18 protein-coding genes are annotated in these 21,597 nt (G+C 62.0%); 6 read left to right on the top strand and 12 right to left on the bottom strand.

The features are described from left to right. Window positions 1–16 precede the first annotated feature (16 nt). The 5 genes from RWJ89_RS07000 to RWJ89_RS06980 form a co-directional block, all read right to left on the bottom strand. On the bottom strand, window positions 17–1,189 hold the full coding sequence (locus RWJ89_RS07000) for an ABC transporter permease (RefSeq protein WP_316030750.1): 1,173 nt from the start codon (window positions 1,187–1,189) through the stop codon (window positions 17–19). Beyond that, the gene (locus RWJ89_RS06995) at window positions 1,189–2,187 is read right to left on the bottom strand and encodes an ABC transporter permease (protein ID WP_025397708.1); all 999 of its coding nucleotides are present in this window, start codon (window positions 2,185–2,187) and stop codon (window positions 1,189–1,191) included. The genes RWJ89_RS07000 and RWJ89_RS06995 overlap by 1 nt, the downstream gene beginning before the upstream one ends. Before the next feature lie 3 nt (window positions 2,188–2,190). Continuing rightward, a complete protein-coding gene (locus tag RWJ89_RS06990) occupies window positions 2,191–4,098 on the bottom strand; it encodes an ABC transporter substrate-binding protein (protein ID WP_168344290.1) in 1,908 nt (635 codons plus the stop codon). Continuing rightward, window positions 4,098–5,987 (bottom strand): ABC transporter ATP-binding protein, encoded by a 1,890-nt coding sequence (locus RWJ89_RS06985; RefSeq protein WP_316030749.1) that lies wholly within the window; start codon window positions 5,985–5,987, stop codon window positions 4,098–4,100. The genes RWJ89_RS06990 and RWJ89_RS06985 overlap by 1 nt, the downstream gene beginning before the upstream one ends. 154 nt (window positions 5,988–6,141) lie before the next feature. Then, a complete protein-coding gene (locus RWJ89_RS06980; protein WP_221956001.1) occupies window positions 6,142–7,485 on the bottom strand; it encodes an adenylate/guanylate cyclase domain-containing protein in 1,344 nt (447 codons plus the stop codon). A gap of 508 nt (window positions 7,486–7,993) precedes the next feature. Between RWJ89_RS06980 and RWJ89_RS06975 the strand changes: the two genes are divergently transcribed. Beyond that, entirely contained in the window at window positions 7,994–9,331 is a 1,338-nt protein-coding gene (locus tag RWJ89_RS06975; protein ID WP_221956000.1) for a nucleotide sugar dehydrogenase, read from the top strand. Window positions 9,332–9,495: 164 nt separating this feature from the next. After that, window positions 9,496–9,870 (top strand): tudor domain-containing protein, encoded by a 375-nt coding sequence (locus tag RWJ89_RS06970; protein WP_168286764.1) that lies wholly within the window; start codon window positions 9,496–9,498, stop codon window positions 9,868–9,870. A gap of 101 nt (window positions 9,871–9,971) precedes the next feature. Here RWJ89_RS06970 and RWJ89_RS06965 read toward each other — a convergent pair whose 3' ends face one another. After that, window positions 9,972–11,198, bottom strand: coding sequence for a DUF3095 domain-containing protein (locus RWJ89_RS06965; RefSeq protein WP_221959834.1), 1,227 nt, complete (start codon window positions 11,196–11,198; stop codon window positions 9,972–9,974). 173 nt (window positions 11,199–11,371) lie between these two features. Between RWJ89_RS06965 and RWJ89_RS06960 the strand changes: the two genes are divergently transcribed. Beyond that, entirely contained in the window at window positions 11,372–11,851 is a 480-nt protein-coding gene (locus tag RWJ89_RS06960; protein ID WP_221959833.1) for a class I SAM-dependent methyltransferase, read from the top strand. A 24-nt stretch (window positions 11,852–11,875) separates the two neighbouring features. Here RWJ89_RS06960 and RWJ89_RS06955 read toward each other — a convergent pair whose 3' ends face one another. Both RWJ89_RS06955 and RWJ89_RS06950 read right to left on the bottom strand, forming a co-directional pair. After that, on the bottom strand, window positions 11,876–13,666 hold the full coding sequence (locus tag RWJ89_RS06955; RefSeq protein ID WP_221959832.1) for an ABC transporter ATP-binding protein: 1,791 nt from the start codon (window positions 13,664–13,666) through the stop codon (window positions 11,876–11,878). Between the two features lie 420 nt (window positions 13,667–14,086). Further along, window positions 14,087–14,542: an Rrf2 family transcriptional regulator gene (locus RWJ89_RS06950; protein ID WP_316030748.1), complete on the bottom strand. Its 456-nt coding sequence runs from the start codon at window positions 14,540–14,542 to the stop codon at window positions 14,087–14,089. Window positions 14,543–14,673: 131 nt separating this feature from the next. Here RWJ89_RS06950 and RWJ89_RS06945 point away from each other — a divergent pair, with 131 nt between their 5' ends. Further along, a complete protein-coding gene (locus RWJ89_RS06945; protein ID WP_316030747.1) occupies window positions 14,674–15,579 on the top strand; it encodes an NAD(P)/FAD-dependent oxidoreductase in 906 nt (301 codons plus the stop codon). 3 nt (window positions 15,580–15,582) lie between these two features. On the opposite strand, the gene RWJ89_RS06940 is transcribed toward RWJ89_RS06945, so the two are convergent. Both RWJ89_RS06940 and RWJ89_RS06935 read right to left on the bottom strand, forming a co-directional pair. Then, the gene (locus RWJ89_RS06940) at window positions 15,583–16,461 is read right to left on the bottom strand and encodes an FkbM family methyltransferase (RefSeq protein ID WP_316030746.1); all 879 of its coding nucleotides are present in this window, start codon (window positions 16,459–16,461) and stop codon (window positions 15,583–15,585) included. After that, window positions 16,461–18,179 (bottom strand): adenylate/guanylate cyclase domain-containing protein, encoded by a 1,719-nt coding sequence (locus RWJ89_RS06935; RefSeq protein WP_316030745.1) that lies wholly within the window; start codon window positions 18,177–18,179, stop codon window positions 16,461–16,463. Before RWJ89_RS06935 ends, RWJ89_RS06940 begins: the two co-directional genes overlap by 1 nt. A gap of 179 nt (window positions 18,180–18,358) precedes the next feature. Here RWJ89_RS06935 and RWJ89_RS06930 point away from each other — a divergent pair, with 179 nt between their 5' ends. Both RWJ89_RS06930 and RWJ89_RS06925 read left to right on the top strand, forming a co-directional pair. After that, entirely contained in the window at window positions 18,359–19,450 is a 1,092-nt protein-coding gene (locus tag RWJ89_RS06930; RefSeq protein ID WP_132613666.1) for a glycosyltransferase family 4 protein, read from the top strand. Beyond that, window positions 19,447–20,232, top strand: a complete 786-nt coding sequence (locus RWJ89_RS06925) for a polysaccharide deacetylase family protein (protein ID WP_131628708.1) — start codon at window positions 19,447–19,449, stop codon at window positions 20,230–20,232. The genes RWJ89_RS06930 and RWJ89_RS06925 overlap by 4 nt, the downstream gene beginning before the upstream one ends. Here RWJ89_RS06925 and RWJ89_RS06920 read toward each other — a convergent pair. Beyond that, window positions 20,189–21,091, bottom strand: coding sequence for an alpha/beta fold hydrolase (locus RWJ89_RS06920; protein ID WP_168282021.1), 903 nt, complete (start codon window positions 21,089–21,091; stop codon window positions 20,189–20,191). The genes RWJ89_RS06925 and RWJ89_RS06920 overlap by 44 nt on opposite strands. After that, window positions 21,088–21,462 carry a GFA family protein gene (locus RWJ89_RS06915; protein WP_168282023.1) on the bottom strand — a complete coding sequence of 125 codons (375 nt, stop codon included), beginning with the start codon at window positions 21,460–21,462 and terminating at the stop codon, window positions 21,088–21,090. Before RWJ89_RS06915 ends, RWJ89_RS06920 begins: the two co-directional genes overlap by 4 nt. Between the last annotated feature and the right edge of the window lie 135 nt (window positions 21,463–21,597).

Genomic DNA, 21,597 nt, shown 5'->3' with positions numbered 1-21,597 from the left:
GCCGCCGCGTTTCCTGCTATTTGTAGGGATCTGCCGCATCACGCAAGCCGTCTCCCAGAAAGTTGAACGCCAAAATGACAAGAACAACAGGAATGATCGGGTAGAGCAGCCAGGGATAAAAGGCGATGACGCTGACGCTTTTTGCCTCCGTCAGCAGAATGCCCCAGCTGGTGATCGGCGGCCGAAGGCCGAGGCCTAGGAAGGAGAGCGCGGTCTCGCCGAGGATCATGCTGGGGATCGAAATCGTCGCCGAAGCAATGAGATGCGACATGAAGCCAGGCACCAGATGGCGGCCGATGATGCGCGGCGTGCTGGCGCCCATCAGCTGCGCAGCCTGGACGTAATCCTCCTCGCGCAGCGCCAGCAGCTTGGAGCGCACGGCGCGCGCAAGCCCGGTCCAGTCGATGATGCCGAGAATGACCGTTATGCCGAAATAGATGACGATCGGGCTCCACGTCACCGGCATGATGGCGGCCAGCGCCATCCACAGCGGCAGGCTCGGCAGCGATTGCAACACTTCGATCAGGCGCTGGACGACGAGATCGAAAAAGCCGCCCCAATAACCGGCAAGGCCGCCGATGACGATGCCGAGAACGAAGCTGATCGAAATGCCGATCAGGCCGATCGTCAACGATATCCGCGCGCCATAAAGGATGCGCGAAAGCACGTCGCGGCCGAGCCGGTCGGTACCGAGCAGGAACATCTGGCCGCCGATCGCCGGGCAGACGAGATGATAGTCCGACGTGACAAGGCCCCAGAATTTGTAGGCATCGCCGCGGCAGAAGAAACGGATCGGCTGCACGTCGTTCGGCCTTTCGGTATAGACGCGGTGCAGCGTGTCGAGATCGAGCGCCATACTGCGGCCGTAGACGAAGGGACCGACGAAATTGCCCTTGTCGAAGAAGTGGACGCGCTGCGGCGGCGCGTGGATGAAGTCGACATTGCGCGTGTGCAGGCCATAAGGCGCCAGAAACTCGACGATCACGATCATCAGGTAGACCGCGGCGAGAAAGAAACCGGAGATCAAGGCGAGCCTGTGCTGCTTGAACTTCCACCACATCAGCTGCTTCTGCGAGGCGAGATGGATGCGCGATTGCGCCGCCGTCAAGTTTTCGGTCGCCTGGGGATCGAAGGGAGCGGTCGAGACGTAGTGCGGCAGCGGCGCGCCGGGTGCGGGAAGGGGCGACATTATTTGGTGCTCCTGCCTTGCAGACGGATGCGGGGATCGAGGAAGCCGAGGGCGATATCGGAGATCAGCACGCCGATGACGTTGAGGAAGGCGAGAAACATCAGGAAGGAGCCGGCGAGATACATGTCCTGGCTCTGCAGCGCCTTGATCAGCATCGGCCCTGTCGTTTCCAGCGACAGCACGATCGCCACGATTTCGGCGCCCGAAATGATCGATGGCAGGATCGAGCCGATATCGGCGACGAAGAAATTGAGCGCCATGCGCAGCGGATATTTGACCAGCGCCTTCAGCGGCGGCAGGCCTTTGGCGCGTGCAGTGACGACATACTGCTTCTGCATCTCGTCGAGCAGGTTGGCACGCAGCCGCCGGATCATACCGGCCGTGCCGGCGGTGCCGACGATGATCACGGGGATCCACAGGTGAGAGAGGATCGACCGCGCCTTTTCCCAGCTCATCGGCTCGTTGAGATATTGCTGATCCATCAGATGGCCGATCGACAGACCGAACCAGACATTGGCGAAATACATCAGGATCAGCGCCAGCATGAAGTTCGGAATGGCGATGCCGAGCAGGCCGAGGAAGGTCAGCCCGTAATCACTCCAGCTGTACTGGTGCGTCGCCGAATAGATGCCGATCGGAAAGGCGATCAGCCAGGTGAGCAGGATCGTCGTGAAGGAGACGAGGATCGTCAGCCACAGCCGTTCGCCGACCACGTCCGAAACCGGGAGCTGGTATTCGAAGGAATAGCCGAAATCGCCGTGCAGCATGCCGCCGACCCAATAGAAATAGCGCACGATCTCCGGCTTGTCGAAGCCGTATTGCTGGCGCATCTCCTCGATTTCCTGGAGATTGGCGGTCTCGCCGGAGGCCCGCAGCTCGGCGATCTGGCTCTCGAAGAAGTCGCCCGGCGGCAGCTCGATGATGGTGAAGACCAGCGCCGAAATGACGAAGAGCGTCGGCACCATGGCGGCGATGCGCCAGAGAATGTATCTGAGCACGCCTCAGGCCTCCTTGTACCAGAATGCATCCGGCATGTAGACGCCGAGATAGGAGGTGGGGTCGAAGCCGTAGAGCGCTTTGTCCGGCAGGTTCTGCAGCTTGGCGGCGCGAAGGATCGGCTGCGGCGTGCTGTTGATGAGGCCGATCGAGAACACCTGCTGCGTATAGATCGACAGCATCCTGTGCCAGATCACCTGGCGCTCCTCGAACTTCGCCGTCGAGCCCCATTGTTTGAGCAGGTCGACCAGTTCGGCGGCTTCCGGCAGGTCGGGTGCGACGCCCTCCTGGCCGGCGGAGAGGTAGTGCATGCCCCAGAGCGGCCATTGCAGCTGATCGTCGAGCGTCGGCGCCAGCCCGGAGGGCGACATATCGGCCGTCGGCACCCCATTGTCGAGCCCGTACCAGATCGACATCATGATCGAACCGCTCATGGCGCGGTTGCGGAAGACGTCGCGCTGCGAGGTGCGGGTAAAAAGCGCCAGGCCGATATTGGCCCAGTGGTCGTGCACCAGCTCCAGCACGTCGGTATCGAGATTGCTTTCGCCGGCGGTCTCGACGGTAATCTCGGCGCGCCGGCCGTCCGGCAGCAGCCGGATGCCGTCGTCGTCGCGTCTGGTCAAACCGAGCTCGTCGAGCAGGCGGTTGGCCTCGTCGGGATCGAACTTGACGAAGGCATCGGCATATTCGGGTTTGAAGAGCGGGCTGTCGGGCAGCACGGTGTCAGCGCTCGGCGTTCCCAGACCGTAAAAGGCGACCATGTTGATCTCGTGCCGGTTTATCGCGAGCGACAGCGCCCGGCGCAGGCGCACGTCGCGGAACAGGCCGCGCCACACCTCGTCGGCACAGTTGAGGTTCGGCAAGAGCGTGATGCGTGAGCCGCGCGCCAGCTTCCAGAGGTTGACCTTCACCGGGAAACGCTTCTCGGCTTCCTTCAGGAAAGTGTAGTCGTTGAAATCGATGCCGGTCGCCTGCAGGTCGGCTTCGCCGGCCCCGGCCTTGGCGGCGATGATCGACGAGGAGGAGACGTTGAGGACGAAACGGTCGAGATAGGGAAGCTGCCTGCCGGTCTCGTCGACGCGGTGGAAGAACGGGTTGCGCTCGAAGACGAATTGCTCGGCCGGCAGTGGCGTCGTGTTGCGCCAGGGATCGAGGGTCGGCAGGTTCGGATTCTCAGGACGGTAGGAGCGCGCCATCTTGATGTGCAGGTCCTGCCACTTCTTGACGCGGCTGGCCTTCATCATCTGTTCCATCTTCGCTTCGTCGGACTGAAACTTCTTGTGGAACTGCTTCAGGTAATGCGCCGGCCCGACGATCACGAGCGGCAAGGGCCCTGCCAGGGTCGGCAGGAACATCGGGTTGGGCTTTTCCCAGGTGTAGCGTACCGTCAGCGGATCGAGCATCTCGAAGCGCGGCAGGCTGCCATGTGGACGAAGCTCCAGCGCCCCGCCGCCGGGCGTCAGCTTCTCGTTCAGGATGACGTCTTCCCACCAATAGCGGAAATCGTCGGCCGTGAACGGCTGGCCGTCTGACCATTTATGGCCTTCGCGTAGGGTGAAAGTGAAGACCCTCTCGTCCTCGGCATGGAAATCGGCCAGAATATCCGGCTGGAACTGCAGGTGCTTGTCATAGCCGACCAGGCGGGCATAGCCGTAAATCGTCATGAACCGGATGTCGCGCTGGCCGCCGATGATGGTGCGCACCGTGCCGCCATAGGTGCCGGGCTGCAGCCCCATCTCCTTCAGGTTGACGATGCGCGGGCGAGCGGGAATGCGCTCGGCCATCGGCGGCAGGCTACCCGATGCCAGCCGCTCCTTGAGGAATTCCGGCTCGCCGGCCTGTTCGGCCCGAAGCACCGCGGGCGCGATCGCCGCACCAACGAGGCCGCCGAGAAAAATGCGACGCGTTACCATCAGCGCAACTCCCTGATATCGGCGCCCTTGCGGGCGCGCACCAGATGGCCATCGCCGAGGTCCGCATAGGCAAGCTCGGCCGCGTCGTCATGCTCGGCGGTGAAGGTCACGCCCCAGTTCTGCTTGTCGGCGGCGCCGTTTTCCCTGAGCGCCTTGAAATCGAGCGGCCGGTCGAGATCGGGGAAGGGGACGGCGGCGAGCAGCGATTTCGTATAGGGGTGTACCGGATCGCGCAGAATGATCTCGCGTGGCGCGATCTCGACGATGCGGCCCTTGCACATCACCGCGATGCGGTCGGCCATGTAATCGACGACTGCGAGATTGTGCGAGATGAAGAGATAAGTCAGACCCAGTTCCTTCTGCAGGTCCTTCAACAGGTTGAGGATCTGCGCCTGCACGGAGACGTCAAGCGCCGAGACCGGCTCGTCGAGGATGACGAGCTTCGGCCCGAGCGCCAGCGCCCGGGCAATGCCGATGCGCTGGCGCTGCCCGCCTGAAAAACTGTGCGGGTAACGGCTGAGATAACGCTTGTCGAGGCCAATGGCCGCCATCAGCCCTTCGACCTTGCGCTTGCGCTCGTCACTGTCGCCGCGGTCATGGATCTCGAGCGGTTCACTCAGAATGTTGCGCACCGTCATGCGCGGCGAGAGCGAGGAGACAGGGTCCTGGAACACCATCTGGATCTTCGTGCGCATGTCCTGCAGTTCGGCGCCTTTGACGGAAAGGACGTCGACGACCTCCTTGCCGTCGTTGAACACCACCGCGCCGCTGTCGGGTGTGATGGCGCGCATCAGGATCTTGCTGAGTGTCGTCTTGCCGCAGCCGGACTCCCCGACCAGGCCGAGACATTCGCCGCGGCGGATGTCGAAGCTGACATCGTCGACGGCGCGCAGGACGGTGGCTTCATGTTTGCCGAAGAAACTGCGCTTGCGCGTCTTGTAAGTCTTCGAGAGATTGGTGACGGAAAGCAGCACGCCCGGCGCCTCTGCCTGGAGCGGCTTCTTCTTGCCGACCAGGGCTTCGAGATTGACCGGTACGTCACGCAGCGCCTTCAGCCGCTCGCCGGGCTTCATGTCGAAATGCGGAACGGCGGCCATCAGGCCCTTTAGATAGGGATGCTGCGGATCGCCGAAGATCGCCTCGACCGGTCCTGCTTCCATGATCTCGCCGTGATAGATGACGACCACCTCGTCGGCCATGTTGGCGACGATGCCGAGATCGTGGGTAATCAGCAGCATCGCCATGCCGAGCTTCGCCTGCAGTTCGCGGAGAAGTTCCAGGATCTGCGCCTGGATCGTCACGTCGAGCGCCGTCGTCGGCTCATCGGCGATCAGCAGCGCCGGTTTGCAGATCAGCGCCATGGCGATCATCGCGCGCTGCCGCATGCCGCCGGACAATTCGAACGGATACATGTCGTAGGTGCGGTGCGGATTGGCGAAGCCGACCAGGCCAAGCATCTCCTCGGTTTTTTCACGGGCTTCCTGCTTGTCGGTTTTGGTATGGATCAGCAGCACCTCGCTGATCTGATTGCCGATCGTATGCAGCGGCGAGAGCGAGGTCATCGGCTCCTGGAAGATCGTCGCCATGCGCCGGCCGCGCAGGTCGCGCATTTCCTCACTGTCGCGCGGAAAGGACAGAATATCGGTCGTGCTGCCGTCGAGCGGATCGGTGAAGAGGATGCTGCCCGTCGCCTTGGCCGGATTGGGCAGGATGCCCATGACCGACTGACTGATCACCGATTTTCCCGAGCCGGATTCACCAACGAGAGCGGTGACCTTGCCAGGAAGGATGCGAAGATTGGCTTGTTTTACGACGCGTAGCCGGTCACCGAAAACCGAGAAGGAGACGTCGAGATTTTCAATACGCAACAGATCCGCTGCAGACGCCATACCAATGAAATTCCCCAGTCTTCTATGTTCCCGTTAAGGCACACTACCGTACCGCAAACGGGGTGTCTAGCTGATGACAATCATAGAAAAACCCCCACGTCCCGCCGAAGTTCCCCGGGCGAGACGCGCAGATTATGAGAGGGGTTGCAGGCGCTTACTGGATGAACTTCTCCATGCTGGTGCGCTCGACATGTTTCTTTGCATCGCGATGCAGGAGAATGACCTGCTCGGCTTCTGAGAGTCCGTTCTGCACGGCCTCGCGGAAGCTCTCGTCGACGTTGATCGCGGGCGCCGGCGCGCGCGGCTGCAGCACGGTCACCTTCTGGCGGATGCCGCGCAGCTTCTCTTCGCCGAGCGTCGTCCATTCGCCGCCGCAATAGCCGGCGAAGGCCTGGCTGGCGACGACCTCGCGGCCGTATTTCTTGGTCAGGATCTGCAGGCGTTGCACCTCGTTGACCGCCGAGCCGAAGGCGGAGAAGGTCAGGCGGTCCTTGAGGCCGACATTGCCGAACATCACGTTGCCGACATGCAGGCCGATGCCGTAGCCGATCCTGGTCAAGCCTTTCTGCTCGCGGTCCCTGTTGAGTTCGGCAACCCGCGCCTGCGCCTGATGGACGGCCGAAAGCGCCGCCTCGCAGGCGATTTTCGATGGGTCCTTGTGGCGTCCGCAGGGATAGACGGCGAGAAAGCCGTCGCCGAGGAAACTCAGGATCTCGCCGCCATTGCGGTTGAAGGGGGCGGCGATCGCGTCGAAGAACTGGTTCAGCGTGTCGATATAGGCCTGCCGGCCTTCCTTTTCGGCGTACATGGTGGATTCGCGCATGTCGCCCATGACCAGTGCTGCCCGGATCGTCTCACCGTCGCCACGGCGGATCTGGCCGTTCAGCACCCGCTTGCCGGCGTCGCCGCCGAGATAGGTGGTCAGCATGTTGTTGGCGAGCTTGCCGAGCACTGCCATCTTGGCGGCGACCGCCAGATGGTTCTGCATCCTGAGCAGCGCATCGATCATATCGTCGGAAAAGCCGGTATTATGGTCCGTCGACCAGGAACCCATCATGCCCTGCACGGAGCCGTCGCCGAAAGGCTGCACGAAGGCGAGGTAGTCGGTGATGCTGTCCTTGCGCAGGTCCTCGAAAATCGGAAATTCGTTCGGCCCATCATGCATCAGTCGGCGCCGGATGTGCTGCAGATTGTTGTCGAGCAGGTAATAATATGGGCTCTGCAGGAAGCGGTCCGGCTTTTGCCCGGCAGGCATGCGGAAGCCCTCGATGGTGACGCCGCTGGCGCGCCGCCAGGTGAAGCTCAGCGCATCGTAGAGCGGGTGCAACATCGAAAAAGAAAGATGCACACGCGCAAGCGGCAGCCCCGCAGCAGTGAGCCTTTCGCAGAAACCGCGGACGATGTTTTCAAGCTCGTCTCCGGCCAGCGAAGAGTTCGTCAGCCATTCAGCGACCCGGTCCAACAGGATGGAGGACACGCTGGATTCGATCGTGCTCATTCTCGGTATGATCCTCATAAGGCACGCCATCCCCAAGAGCCAAAAGTCCCTGGGCCGGCACATTTTCATGCGCAGGTCACAAGGAAATCAGGATGTACGAGCGGTATTATTGTGTCAACGGATCTGCCGAAAGCCCGGCAGTGGCGCCCTCAGCTCCCCATATAGGAGGATCGGACGGGTTGTCCTTTCCAGCTGGTTCATTATCAACAGTCAAAATAGGGATGCTGCAAGTGCGAAACAATGGGAGCTGCAATTTTTTGTGCGCTCAAGTTGCAGCAAACGGCGCGGCCTGAGTCATTTTGGCCACACCCGGCTAAGGGATTTTGGGTATCAATGCCACGCGACATCCCACCCCACGAGATGGGCGAGAGGGTTAGGCTGAGGGCAGCCATCGGAGAGAACCGGACGGCAGCGCCGCCGGAAAGACGAGGAAGATCCGCGCCCGGGTTTAATTTGCCTGGATCATGCATTAGATCAGCCTTCTCTTCCCCGTTTGAAAGATCCCGCCTTGGCCACCTCCACCTTCGATACGCTTTTGCAGAAGATCGAAACCCGCGCGGCTCGTGCCGGCATCATCGGCCTCGGCTATGTCGGCCTGCCGCTGGCGATGGCGGTGGCGCGCAGTGGCTTTGCGGTCACCGGCTTCGACATCGATCCGGGCAAGATGGTGGCTCTCGATGCCCGCCGCTCCTATATCGACGCGGTGAGCGACGAGGCGCTGTCTGCCGAGATCGACGCGGGCCGCTTCAAGGCGACGACCGATTTCGCCGGCCTTGCCGAGTGCGACGTCGTCATCATCTGCGTGCCGACGCCGCTCACCAAACATCGCGATCCCGATCTTTCCTTCGTCGAGGCGACGTCGCGCTCGATCGCCGCGCATTTGCGCCCCGGTCAGCTCGTCGTGCTGGAATCGACCACCTATCCCGGCACGACCGATGACGTGGTGAAGGTCATTCTCGAAGGCACCGGGCTGAAATCCGGCTCGGACTTCTTCGTCGGCTTTTCGCCGGAGCGCGAGGATCCTGGCAACCAGCATTATCATACCGCCACCATCCCGAAGGTCGTCGCCGGCGACGGGCCCGAGGCGCTGGCACTGATGAAGGCCTTCTATGGTGCGGCGGTATCATCCGTCGTCCCGGTCTCTTCGAATGCGACGGCCGAGGCGGTGAAGCTCACCGAAAACATCTTCCGCTCGGTCAATATCGCCCTCGTCAACGAGCTGAAGACCGTCTATGCGGCGATGGGCATCGACGTCTGGGAAGTGATCGACGCGGCCAAGACCAAGCCCTTCGGCTACATGCCCTTCTATCCCGGCCCCGGTCTTGGCGGCCATTGTATCCCGATCGATCCTTTCTACCTCACCTGGAAATCGCGCGAATACGAGCTGCCGACCCGCTTCATCGAGCTCGCCGGCGAGATCAATTCGGCAATGCCGCGTTATGTCGTCGGCAAGCTCGCAGAAGCGCTCGACATCCGCGCCGGCAAAGCGCTGAGCCGTAGCAAGGTGCTGGTGCTTGGGCTCGCTTACAAGAAGAACGTCGCCGATATCCGCGAGAGCCCGTCCCTGCGACTGATCGAGATCATCGAGGAGCGTGGCGGACACGCAGATTACCACGATCCCTTCGTCGCCGAGATTCCGCCGACGCGCGAATACCAGGCGCTGAAGGGCCGCAAATCGGTGGCGCTGACGCCTGATACCATTGCCGGCTACGATGTAGTGCTGGTCGCGACCGACCACGACCGGATCGATTATGCGGCTCTCGCACAAAGCGCCGCGCTGATTATCGACACCCGCAACGTCTTCAACCGGCTCGGCCTCTCGGCCGATCACGTAATCAAGGCGTAACTCTTTGAATCGGAGTCGAGTTTAAGGAATTATACAGCAACTCCAAGTATTAATCCCCGAAGGTTTCGTTCGTTAAACCAGGCTTCATCAATAAGCTTTACGCATTCTGATCTCGCCAAGACCATTTCGGGAGGCGGATTAATGAGTTTCAACGGAGGAATATCTTGAAAAGTTTTGTTGCTGCGGCCATCGCGATCGGTGTCATGTGCTCCTGCGCTTCTGTTGCATCTGCGCAGACGAAGGGCGACTGGGTTCTCGGAAACTACAAGGGGGCCGGTTATTGGTTCCCTGGCGTTATAGACAATACCTCCGGCGGGAAGGTGACGATCCGATATGATGACGGCGATAAGGAAACTGTTCCCTTGAGCGACGTGCGTCCTTACAACTGGGCCATCGGAATGAAGGTCGAGTGCAACTACAAGGGTGCTGGCGACTGGTATGCTGGCAAAATCACCTCGCTTGGCGGCGAGAAGATTGGTATCGCATACGATGACGGCGACAAGGAAACCACAAGAACCGGTCGCTGTCGTTCCCGATAAGTCGTTGCATAGACCAGTGCGCGATCAGCCCGTCGCCGTCAAAGCGACGGGTTTAGTTTTTTCCGGACGATCTGAAGAAAGTCTACAGCGCGCCGCATGAATCACGTTGGATTCGGCGCTGGAGCAAGCGCTTTGCCTGTCATCCGGCTTGCAGCCACCGCATAACCGCCGGCCGCACCGTCGATGAAATGCATGTGGTCGCGCGAGATCGGCGTCGGCACGAAGCAGGTCATCAGCGCCGAGGCCTGCCGATGCAGGCCGTAGCGGGCAATGCCCTTGGCGCGTGCCGCTTCCAGTAGCGTCTCGATCCGTTTCAGATGTTCGGCGTCGACATCGATCGTCATCTTCAGCCCGTCATCGAACTTGCGAAAATCGGAATTGCCGGCGACGTCGCGCTTGTAGCGGCGGGCGTCGAAGCGGCCGAGCGGAACGCCGAGCTTGTAGCACACGACCGTGATGGCAAGCTGCAGGAAGATGGTGAGCTTCTGCCGCAATCGCCGGCCAGCCGGCGCGGTGGCCTTGGCCTCGCGGTTAATGCCGTGCAGCGAGAAGGCAAGGTTCGGACCATCGGCCGGCACCGGATGGCTGTCTCGGTTCTGCTCGGTGGTGATGGCGACGATGCCGTTGACGAGGTCCCGGAATTCCTGTCCCGGCCGGCCTTCGCCGGGCACGGCGATGATCGAGACGATCTCGCCGTGCCTGGCGTCGATCGGGCTCCAGCGGCAGGAAAGGCCGGTGAGATCGGGGCGGGTTCCCGGAGCCGCGCGGGCAATGCCGTAACGGCCGAGCTTCATCTGTCTTTCGGCCCAGCTGGTGCCGCCGCCCCAGAACATCGCATAGGTGACATAAGGGCTTGCGGAGTAACGTGCGACGCGGACGTCGAGGCCCTCGGCGCGGGTGTCGGCGACCGGCACGATGGCGATGCGCAACGTCAGGCCCAAATCCTCCTCGACCCAGATCTGCACGGCGGCAAGGGCGTCGCGGGCTGCCTTTTCCAGCGAACCCGGAAGCGCAATCAGCGCGCCGTCGCCGCCGAAGACGAAGGGATAATCGCCCTTGCCGACGGAATTCAAAACCGCTGATATGACGCTGGCGCCCGCCATGTTGACGTCCTTGTAACGGCCAGCCGCGATCGCCGGCGTCGAGCCGACGATGTCGGCCAGCGCCAGCACCCATCCGTCCGGCAGCGGCCGGTAGTTGGCGGCATCGGTCACGCCCTCGAATTCGCTGAAGAGCGGCACGGCGGCAAAGAAATCTTCGTCGGTCACGGTTTTCATGTCAGTTAGCTTAGCACAGACCCATGTTGCCACTGCAACGCCAATTCCCATTTACGGCAATCGACTTGGCAAGGTTTCATGTGTTAGAGCATTTCGTGCTTTTTCGGACGCACGGAAATGCTCTATCTTTTTGTTTTTACGCAATTCCGGACGCAAAACCGCTCTCGCACTTTTGCTGGAATTCCTCCAGGATCGCTGACGATTTCATGACGGATATAGATTAGATGAGCCGCCTCGACAGCTTCATTCGCCGGTTGACGGCTCAACGCGACATTTTGAACTCGATCACAAATCTGGTGGGGGAAACGCCAGGCCCGGTTCTGGAGTTCGGCCTCGGCAATGGCCGCACCTATGATCATCTGCGCGAGAACTTTCCCGGCCGCCGCATCGTCGCTTTCGACTGGGAAATCCGTTCCTATTCGGCCTCGACACCTGAGGCAGAAGACATGGTGACCGGCAATATCCGCGAATCCGGCCAAGCCTTCGTCGGCATCGGCGCAGCACTCGCCCATGCCGATATCGGCACCGGTCATGACGAGATCGACGCGGTGACGCTGACCTGGTTGCCGCAGCTGATGGCCGGCGTGCTCGCCCATAACGGCGTCGCCGTCAGCGGGCTGCCGCTGGAGCATCCCGAGCTGGTGGCGCTGCCGCTCCCAGACGGCATCAAGGAAGGGCGTTATTTCCTCTACCGAAGGACGTAAAGGCATCAGCGGTGGCATTTCGGTTCATGCCACCAGACCCTTGGTCAGTTCCAGCGCCTGCCGTTCGAACAGCCGGCGATAGATACCGTTATTGAGCCTGATCAGCGCCTGATGGTCGCCTTCTTCGACAATCTTTCCCTTGTCGAAGACCAGCAGCCGGTCCAGCGCTCGCACCGTGGACAGCCGGTGGGCGATGACCAGCGTCGTGCGGCCGTTCATCAGGCGTTCCATGGCCTGCTGGATCTGCACTTCGCTCTCGCTGTCGAGGCTCGATGTCGCCTCGTCCAGGATCAGCACCGGCGCATCGGCCAGGAAGGCCCGGGCAATGGCGACACGCTGCCGCTCGCCGCCCGACAGCTTGACGCCGCGTTCCCCGACCAGCGTCTCATAGCCTTTGGGAAGGTCCAGGATGAAGTCGTGGGCACTGGCCTGTTTTGCCGCCTGCTCGATCTCGCGCCGCGAGGCGTTCGGCTTGGAATAGGCGATGTTTTCCGCCAGGGTGCGGTGGAACAGAATGGGCTCCTGCTGCACGATGGCGATCTGGCCGCGCAGGCTGGATTGCTTGACCCCCGCGATATCCTGTCCGTCGATGCGGATTTCGCCCGAGTTCACGTCATAGAGGCGTTGGATGAGCTTGACGAAGGTCGTCTTGCCGGAGCCCGAATGCCCCACCAGGCCGACGCGCTCACCCGGCTTGATGGTGACCGAAAAATCCTCATAGAGCGGGGTGGGATGCGCGCCATACTGGAAGGTGATGCGATCGAAGACGATCTCGCCCTCGCCAATCTCGATCGGCGTGGCGTTCGGCTTGTCCTCGATGCCGAGCGGCATCTTGTCGAGCAGCACGAGTTCTTCCATGTCGTTGACGGCACGCTGCAGATTGCGGATGTCCTGGCCGACATTGCGCAGATAGCCTTGCAGAACGAAGAACATGGCCAGCACGAAGGTGATGTCGCCAGGCGTCGCCAGCCCCTGCTGCCACATGACAAGGCCCGTTCCCAGAATACCCGCCTGCATGGAAACCATCATGAAGCCCTGGATCGTGCCGCTCAACGTGCCGCGCTTCCACGTCCGTCGCGTCCGGCTGTCCCATTTGGTCAGCACGTGGCGCAAGCGTCCCTCTTCGCGGTTTTCAGCGCCGAACGCCTTGACCACCGAATTGCAGCTGATGGCATCTGCCAGCGCACCACCAAGCTTGGTGTCCCAGGCATTGGCAAGCCTTGCCGCCGGCGACACGAAGCCCATGGAAAGCGCCACGGTCACGCCGATATAAATCAGCGACCCCGCAGCCACGATCAGCCCCATGATCGGCCAGTAGCTGCCGAGCACGATGCTGGCGCCGACCAGCATGACGATGGACGGCAGCAGGGCGACCAGCAGCAAGTCGTTAAGCTGGTCGAGCGCCCACATGCCGCGGGTGATCTTGCGCACCGTCGAGCCGGCGAAGCTGTTGGCGTGCCAGTCGGTCGAGAACCGCTGCACCTTGTGGAAACCGTTATTGACCACATCCGCCATGGTGCGCAGCGTCAGCCGGATAATGCCGTTGAAGATGAACCAGCGCAGCACCACGCTGGTGAGGCCGAGTGTCACGACGATGACGAAGGCGCGCAAAGCACCATCAGCCGCATTGCTGCCGGCAATGGCATCGACGATCCGGCCGGAAAACACCGGCACCATGACTTCGGCCAGAGTGCTGACGACCACCAGCACAATAATAATGGCCACCAAAAGAGGCCGATGGGTCCAATGATGGAAAACAAAGCCGAGCACATGGCGATAGGCATCGGCGCGGAAGTCGAGCTTCTTGCGAGTCATTTTAATCGCTCGGCGCCGTGTCGGCGACCGGTCCTCAAAAATAGAGAGTTGGATGGCACAGCCCAAACGGGAGACGAAATAATCCCGTCGGATCAATCGGGCTGTGAATTAAGGGAAAACCGAATTTCGGGCGCGCGAGGCGGGCCGCGAATGGAAATGACCTAGTGTCGGGACATTCCGTGCGGGAAGGTTTCGATGATTGCTGGTGTCATGCAACGCCTCCCTTATGTTCGAACTAAAGCGGTGGAGCGTTTTGTACCGAAGCAATTCGCCATTGACAAGCGGATATTTGCAACCTTACGGAAGGTGATGCGGAAACGACACAGCTTGTGCGGTTGCGAAGAGAGGGTTCGGCCGGCCCCGTTCGCCGAAAACGGCATCAAGAAAGGCCGTTATTTCCTCTACCGCAGGTCACCCCGCTCATGAGGCGCAGGAATAGGATGTGGCGGGGCGGGCGGTCAGTTTTTCTTCAAAGTCGGCGGCGATCTTGTCCAGCGTCACGCTGTCCAACCGCTGCAGCAGCACGGCCTGGGCCTCCTTCATCGCGTCGCCGAGAGCGACATTCACCGCCTGTTCCACCAGGCATTGCGGCTGGTCGTCGGCCGGGCCAATGGCGAAGAGATGCGGTTCGCCGATGGCGCGGTAGATATCGAGCAGGGTGATCTCAGACAAGGGACGCACCAGCGTCCAGCCGCCGCCATGGCCTTTTTCGGAGCGGACGTAACCCTGTTCGCGAAGGCCGGCCATGGTGCGGCGCACGACGACGGGATTGGTGTTCAGCATTTTCGCGATCATATAGGAGGTCGCCGAATGCTGGTGCTTATCCATGTGGATCAGCACGTGCAGCATGCGTGAAAGGCGGCTGTCATTGCGCATCGTTCTCTTCCTGTCGATCGGGCGGGTCATTATCGCAAGCGGCTTGTAACAAGACAAGTAACATGATGCTTGACGCCGCCGAGTCATGTAACTTATGTTGCGTCATGAGTTCGATATCAAGGGAGAGTTCCATGTCGTTTGAAGCCATCGTCATCGGCGGAAACTTCGCCGGCTTGTCGGCAGCGATGCAGCTGGCCCGGGCACGGCTGCGCGTGCTGCTCGTCGATGCCGGCGCGCCGCGCAACCGGTTTTCTGAAGCCTCGCATGGGTTCTTGGGGCAGGACGGCCAAACGCCGGCCGCGATCATGCAGGAGGGAAAGCGGCAGCTTTCGCTTTATCCGACCATCGCCATCCGCGAGGGAAAAGTCGTCCGAGCGCACAGCGATGGTGACGCGTTCATCGTCGGCACCGAAGACGGCGGCGAAGAACGAGCTGCGCGCATCGTGCTTGCAACCGGCGTCAGCGACACGCTGCCCGAAATCCCCGGCCTCAAGGAGCGATGGGGCCGCTCGGCGCTGCACTGCCCCTATTGCCACGGTTTTGAGGTCGGTGGCGGCAAGCTCGGCGTTCTCGCAAACCATCCGCATTCGGCCCATTCTGCCATGATGATCCCGGATTGGGGCGCAACGACCTTTTTCACCCAGGCGCTGTTCGAGCCCGATGAAGAGCAATTGGTGAAGCTGACGGCCCGTGGCGTCCGGATCGAACGCAGCCCTATCGTGGAATTGTTGGGCGACAATCCGAAGCTTGAGGCGGTTCGCCTCGCCGATGGCCGCGTCGTGCCGCTCGATGCCGTCTTCGTCGCGCCGAAAACGACGATGGCGAGCCCGGTTGCCGAACAGCTCGGCTGCGCCTTCGACGACGGCCCGTTCGGGCCAATCATTCGGGTCGCCGATAACAAGGAAACCACCGTCAAGGGTGTCTTTGCCGCCGGCGATGCGGCTAGCGCCATGCACAATGCCACGCTCGCCTCCGCCTCAGGCGTGCTCGCCGGCGTGCACTGCCATCAATCGCTTGTCATGCAGTCGGCCGCATAGCCTCTAAGGCAAAAACAGCACGTTGTACTGATCGAACTCGCCCGGCAGGTCACGAACCTTCATTTCCTCTTCGCGATCCTCGAAGACCACTAGGCAATTCTCGTAGAAGCCCGACAGCATCGATATGAAGGCTTTCGTTCCCTCACGCCCGTAAAAGAGCGGCGTGAACTCCATGTAGAGCGGCACGCGGCGGGCAAGCAGCGGTTGCATCGAGCGGCAGGCGACCGGCTCGTAGCCCTCGATATCCATCCAGACGAGGCCGATTGAGGCCGTATCGACCGAAAGTCCGGCAAGGATTTCGGAAATCGGCTTCACCGGCACGCTGATCTTCTTGTCTGTCGGGCTTTGGCGGATGGCGCTGCTCTTGCCGTGGTTGTTGAGGTTGAGAAAAAAGTCGATCTCGCCTTCGTACTCGCCGGCGGCGCAGTTGACGAGCCGGACCTTCTCCTCCAGCCGGTTCTGGCGGATGTTAAGTTGAAGCAGCGGGAAATTGCGTGGATCGGGCTCGATGCTGATCATATGGGCATAAGTGTCGCTGAGCGCGAAATAGACGGTCTGGGTGCCGATATTGCCGCCGATCTCGAGCAGCGTTGCGTTCTTTCGCAAAAGGCCGCGCTCGCGCAGGATGACGATCAGCCGGTCGACGGCCTCGCGCTCGAAATGGCCCTTCCGGAACACCTTGCGGCCGATATAGTCGGCGGGAGAGAAGGTCATCAGGTGGTCGCCGGCGTCGACCGTCATCGAGACGACGCGCGGGCCGATATTCTCGATCAGCAGGCGGCGGCCGAAGCGGGTGTCGAAGAAGCGCGAAGCGGCGGCATTGCGCGCCTTGCGCAGCCGGCGGCTCCAGTATTTGGCGGTCAGCCAGGGCTTGCCGGGCATTAATCTTTCCCTTCGAGCGGTTCTGCCGCTTTCTCTCTCGGAATGACGTAGACTTTCAAGGGCAGGGCCCGGCCGCGCACACTGATTTCACGGCTTTCGATGCCGGCGAGATCGGCACCGGAGAGGCTCGCCACCGGCTCGGAGATGACGATCGCCGCCTCGAACTCCTTGGCGGCGGTCTCGAGCCGGCTCGCAACATTCACGGTATCGCCGATCGCCGTCATGCTGCGCACCCGGCCGTATCCCATCGTGCCGACGACGGCCGGGCCGGTGTGAATGCCGATCGCGATACGCAGCGGCAGCGCCAGTTCGTCGGCCAGCTCGGCGGCCAGTTTCTCGATCTCGGCGACGATCGATGCCGCCGCGTTAAGCGCCTGGCTGCAGGCTTCCTCCGGTGCGGTGTTGAGCCCGAAGAGCGCCATGGCGCCGTCGCCGATGAACTTGTCGAGCCGCCCGCCCGACTGCTCCACCGCCTTTCCGATGATGGCGAAATAGCGGTTCAGCAGGAAGACCACGTCGAAGGGCAGGCGCGTTTCCGTCAGCGTGGTGAAATGGCGGATATCGACGAAGAGCACGGCGATCTCGCGCTCGCGGCCGGGGCTCGTCTCCTGGCTGTTGGCGGGAAGGGCCGCTTCGATCGCCGGTACGAGAAGCGGCGCGACGGCAACATCGCGGTTCGGACGAAGCTGACAGGCGAGCCGGACATCCGGGCCGGCATTGATGCGCTTCAGCGTCGTCTGTTCCATCTTGTCGGGGGCAGGCAGGCTTTCGTAATCGCCAAGGATCTGCACGCGGCAGGTGGAGCACTGGCCCTTGCCGCCGCAGACGGCATAATGCGGCAGCCCGCCGAGCCGGCTCGCTTCCAGCACCGAGAAGCCGCGCGGCACACGGATCACCTCGCCGCCCGGATAATGCACGGCGACCTGGTCAAGCCGCTCCTTCAGCTTGCGCCGGGCGCGGGCGGCGACGACGATGAGCAGCGAGGCCGAGAAGGCGCCGTAGAGCCCGGCGCGGATCATGGCGATCTGACGGTGAACTTCCGGGTTCGAGGCGTAACGGGTGTTGACGCCCTCCTTGTAAGTGCTGACCGTCATTGACTGCTGGTAGGAAGGGTCGGCGAGCGTCCGGCCCATTTCGACGAAGCCGAGCAGCGCGAGCACCGGCACGAGGATGGCGAGCGCCAGCATGAGCGGTGCGAAGTCCGGGTACCAGGAGCGGTAGCGCAGCCAGAAATGGATGCCGATGCAGCCGTGGATCCAGACGGCGACGAGGGCGAGCGCCTGCCGCGCGCCATTCGCCGGAGATTTGATCCACAGCGAACCGACGACCGTCTCGTAGTCGTCAATGTAGCCGTAGAACTCGTGGGCGATGCGCGTGCCGATGACATGATCGAAGATAAGCAGCGGGATCATCAGGCCGAGCACGATCTGCGCCATTTCCCCCTTCGGCATGACCAAACTGCGGCGCATGTATATGGCGCGCAGCACCAGCGCGATATGGATGAGGACCGACGAATAGAAGACGGCGGTCCCCAGGGGATTACGCCAGATCGCCAGAAAGAGATGAGCGGCCTTATCGGCGGCGGCGACGGAAATCAGGCCAATCGCATGGTTCGACAAATGCAGCAGGACGAAGACAAAAATGACGAGGCCGGAACCGAGCCTCGCCCTTCTGATCGTACGCTCCGAAAAAATCCCTGTGGCCGAGACCGTCGTCATTCATTCCCGTTCTTGTCGATGTAACCGCACGCCCATAGAGATTGGCAAAGAGGCGGAATTGCTTCGATCGCGATCACATTCCATATGCTTATGCGCAAGTTTTCGGCAAAGGGACAATAGCGGAATTTTCCCGACCGGCGCGAAAGTTGTAAACAGTGTGTCTTACCTGAGGTGTGCCAATGCGGGTGGCTTTCTACGCGCCGATGAAATCGCCGAACCATCCGGTGCCCTCAGGCGACCGGCTGATGGCGCGGCTGTTGATCCGGGCGCTGGAGCTTGGCGGGCATGAGGTCGACATCGCCTCCGAATTCCGCACCTATGCGGCGACACCGGAGGCGGCAGCGGCGCTCGAACCCGCCACCGGCGCCGAACTGCAGCGGCTGCGGCTGGCATGGCAATCCGCGCCGCGGCCGGAACTCTGGTTCTGCTACCACCCCTATTACAAATCGCCCGATCCGTTCGGGCCTGTTATCTCTGCCGAATTCGCCATTCCCTATGTCACCGCCGAAGCCTCCTATGCGGCAAAACGCGACCGGACCGGCTGGGCCACTGCCCAGAAGCTGGTGGGTGAGGCGATCATGCAGGCGGCGGTCAATATCAGCTTCACTGAACGCGATCAGGCTGGGCTTGCCGCCGCCTTTCCGCAAGCGCGGCTTGCCGGGCTGAAACCCTTCATCGACACGGCGTTGTTCGAAAAGGCGTCGCCGGTACCCGGTCCGCGCCGGCTGATGACGGTCGCGATGATGCGGGCCGGCGACAAGATGGACAGTTATGCGATGCTCGCAAAGGCGGTGCGACTGATCGAAGACCGGCCCTGGACGCTTGCCGTCATCGGCGATGGGCCGATGCGCCAGGAGGTGCAGGCGCTGTTTGCTGGTCTTCCCGGTCGCATCGAATGGCTGGGTGAGCGCAATGCCGTCGAGATCGCCGCATTGCTCGGACGCGGCGACCTCTATGTCTGGCCCGGCTGCGGCGAGGCCTATGGTCTTGCCTATCTGGAGGCCCAGGCCGCCGGCCTGCCCGTCGTCGCGCAGGAAACGGCGGGCGTGCCCGCGGTGGTCGAGGCTGGCGTAACCGGCCTGCTGACGCCGGATGGCGATGTCGCCGCCTATGCCGAGGCCGTGGCTGCCCTGCTTGACGACAGGCAGAGGCGCGACGCCATGGCGCAGGCGGCGCGGCGCTTGGTGCTTGGGCAACGCTCGCTTGCGATGGCGGCGCAGGACTTGAACGGAATTTTGCGGGACAATGCAGCAACAGGAGTGACGCGATGAGCGACGGGATAGCCTGGGACCCCCTGCACCGCGAGCTTGACCGCTGGCAGGCCGCCGGCCGCGTGGCGCGGTTCTGGCTGCGGGATGACGACGCCGTCGAGCCGACGCCTGATCTGGAGACGCTGCTGGCGCTGACTGGCGAATCCGGGGTGCCGCTGGCGCTTGCCGTCATTCCCGGCCTGACCGGCGAGGCCCTGGCCCTGCGGCTGGCGGAGGAGGCGGGCGTCGCGGTCTCGGTGCATGGTTGGTCTCATACGAATTACGCGGGGGCGGAGCGGAAGAAGCAGGAACTCGGCGGCGACCGGCCGGCGGGGGCTGTGCTCGGCGAATTGGGCGAAGGGTTCCGGTTGCTGGAGCGGCTGCATCCGGCTCGCTTCCTGCCAGTGCTGGTGCCGCCGTGGAACCGGATCGATGCGACCCTGATCCCGGCGCTGCCCGGCCTCGGATTTGCTGCCCTTTCAGTCTATGGGCGGGCAAAGCAGGATGGGCCGATGCCGCTGCTCAACACCCATGTCGACATCATCGACTGGCACGGCACGCGCGGCGGACGGAGCGAGGCGGAATTGGTGGCCGAACTGGTGGCGGAGCTTGACGACCGGTTTGCCGGCAGCGACGAGCCGATCGGCGTGCTCACGCACCACCTGGTGCATGACGCGGCCGCATGGGATTTTCTGTCAGCCTTGTTTGCGATGACGGCCCCGCATCCCGCCGTCTGCTGGTCCCCGGCGTCGGCACTTCTCAAGGCTCAGGCGCGTGAACCCGTTCAAGGAACTCGCGCATGAGCGCGACAACGTCGTCGAGATGCGTCTCGAGCAGCCAGTGGCCGCCGCCGAGCAGATGGAGCTCGGCATCCGGCAGATCGCGCAGATAGGCCCGCGCCGATTTTTCCGGCATGTAGTGGTCGTTCGGACCCCAGACGATCAAGGTGGGCGGCCGGTATTCGCTGAGGTATTTGCGGTGTTCCGGAAACCAGGCCCGGTTCTCCTTCAGTCCGGCGATCAGGTCCATGGCGATTTCCTTGCGCTGAGGCGTGATCAGCCACCAATGCAGCTTCCAGAGATCGGGCGGGATCGTATCGGTGAGGGGAGGCGGCAGATCATTGAGGAACTCCTCCTTGAAAGTCTCCTCGCTGATCGCCTCCGCCAGCGCCTTCCTCATCGCCGATCTCGGAAGCGTCCACGTCGCTTCGATATCCGCATATTTCGGTCCAAGGGCATCCTCATAGGGGATATCGCCGTTCTGGATGATCAGCCCCGCGATGCGCTGTGGGGCGCTGATCGCCAACCGGGCACCGATCGGCGAGCCGAAATCGTGGAGGTAGAGGACGAACCGGTCGAGATTCATCGCAGCGACAAAGGCCTCCAGCCAGGCAGCGTATCCATCGAAGCTGTAGTCGAAATCGTCAGGCGTGCCGCTGTAGCCCGCACCCGGGAAATCCGGCGCAATCAGGCGCCAGCGGTCGGCAAGGCGCGGCATGAGATTGCGAAATTCATAGGATGAGCAGGGATATCCATGCGGCAGCAACAAGACCGGCGCATCTTCCCGGCCGGCCTCGCGGTAAAATGTTTCGACGCCGGCAACAGTCATCCAGCGATGTCGGACAAGAGTGGCCACGGCAACCTCCTCAGAACCGTTCTTCATTTTCGGTCTTCGTCATACTGCTCGGCGCCTTCGACCGGACGCAGCCACGGCTCGCGGCGTTTGATCCAGAGTTCGTAGCTCGGCACAAGCGGCGTCGGCACCTCGGAGAGGATGCCAAGCTTGATTTCGGCCTCATGATCATCGGCGGAAAACAGGCGCGAACCGCAACTTGTGCAGAAATGCCGACCTTGAAACGCGGCGGTTTGCCCTGAATGTTCGAATTGGCCGGCCGGCCAGATGCCATAGAAGGTAAAGGCCGAACCGCTTTCGCGCCGACAGTCCGTGCAATGACAGATCCCAACGCGTAAGGGTTCGCCTCGGACGGAAATGCGCACCTGCCCGCAGAGACACTTTCCGGAAAGCACGGTCATGACTGAGCCTGTTTTCGTTGATTTTGCGCTGCCGGGAAAACGGTCTGGCCCCGCATCTGTTCCCTCGAGACGTCGCAAGCCTGCTCAGTCCGATCGATAGGCTCTCTGCCGAAGAGCTTCGGACCGCACAAGACG

The organism is Rhizobium sp. 10PS4, from assembly GCF_032464805.1.
In the GTDB taxonomy this organism is placed as follows: Bacteria; Pseudomonadota; Alphaproteobacteria; order Rhizobiales; family Rhizobiaceae; genus Rhizobium; species Rhizobium laguerreae.
Note: the sequence above shows the minus strand (reverse complement) of the source record. Positions and strands in the feature narration are given on the sequence as shown.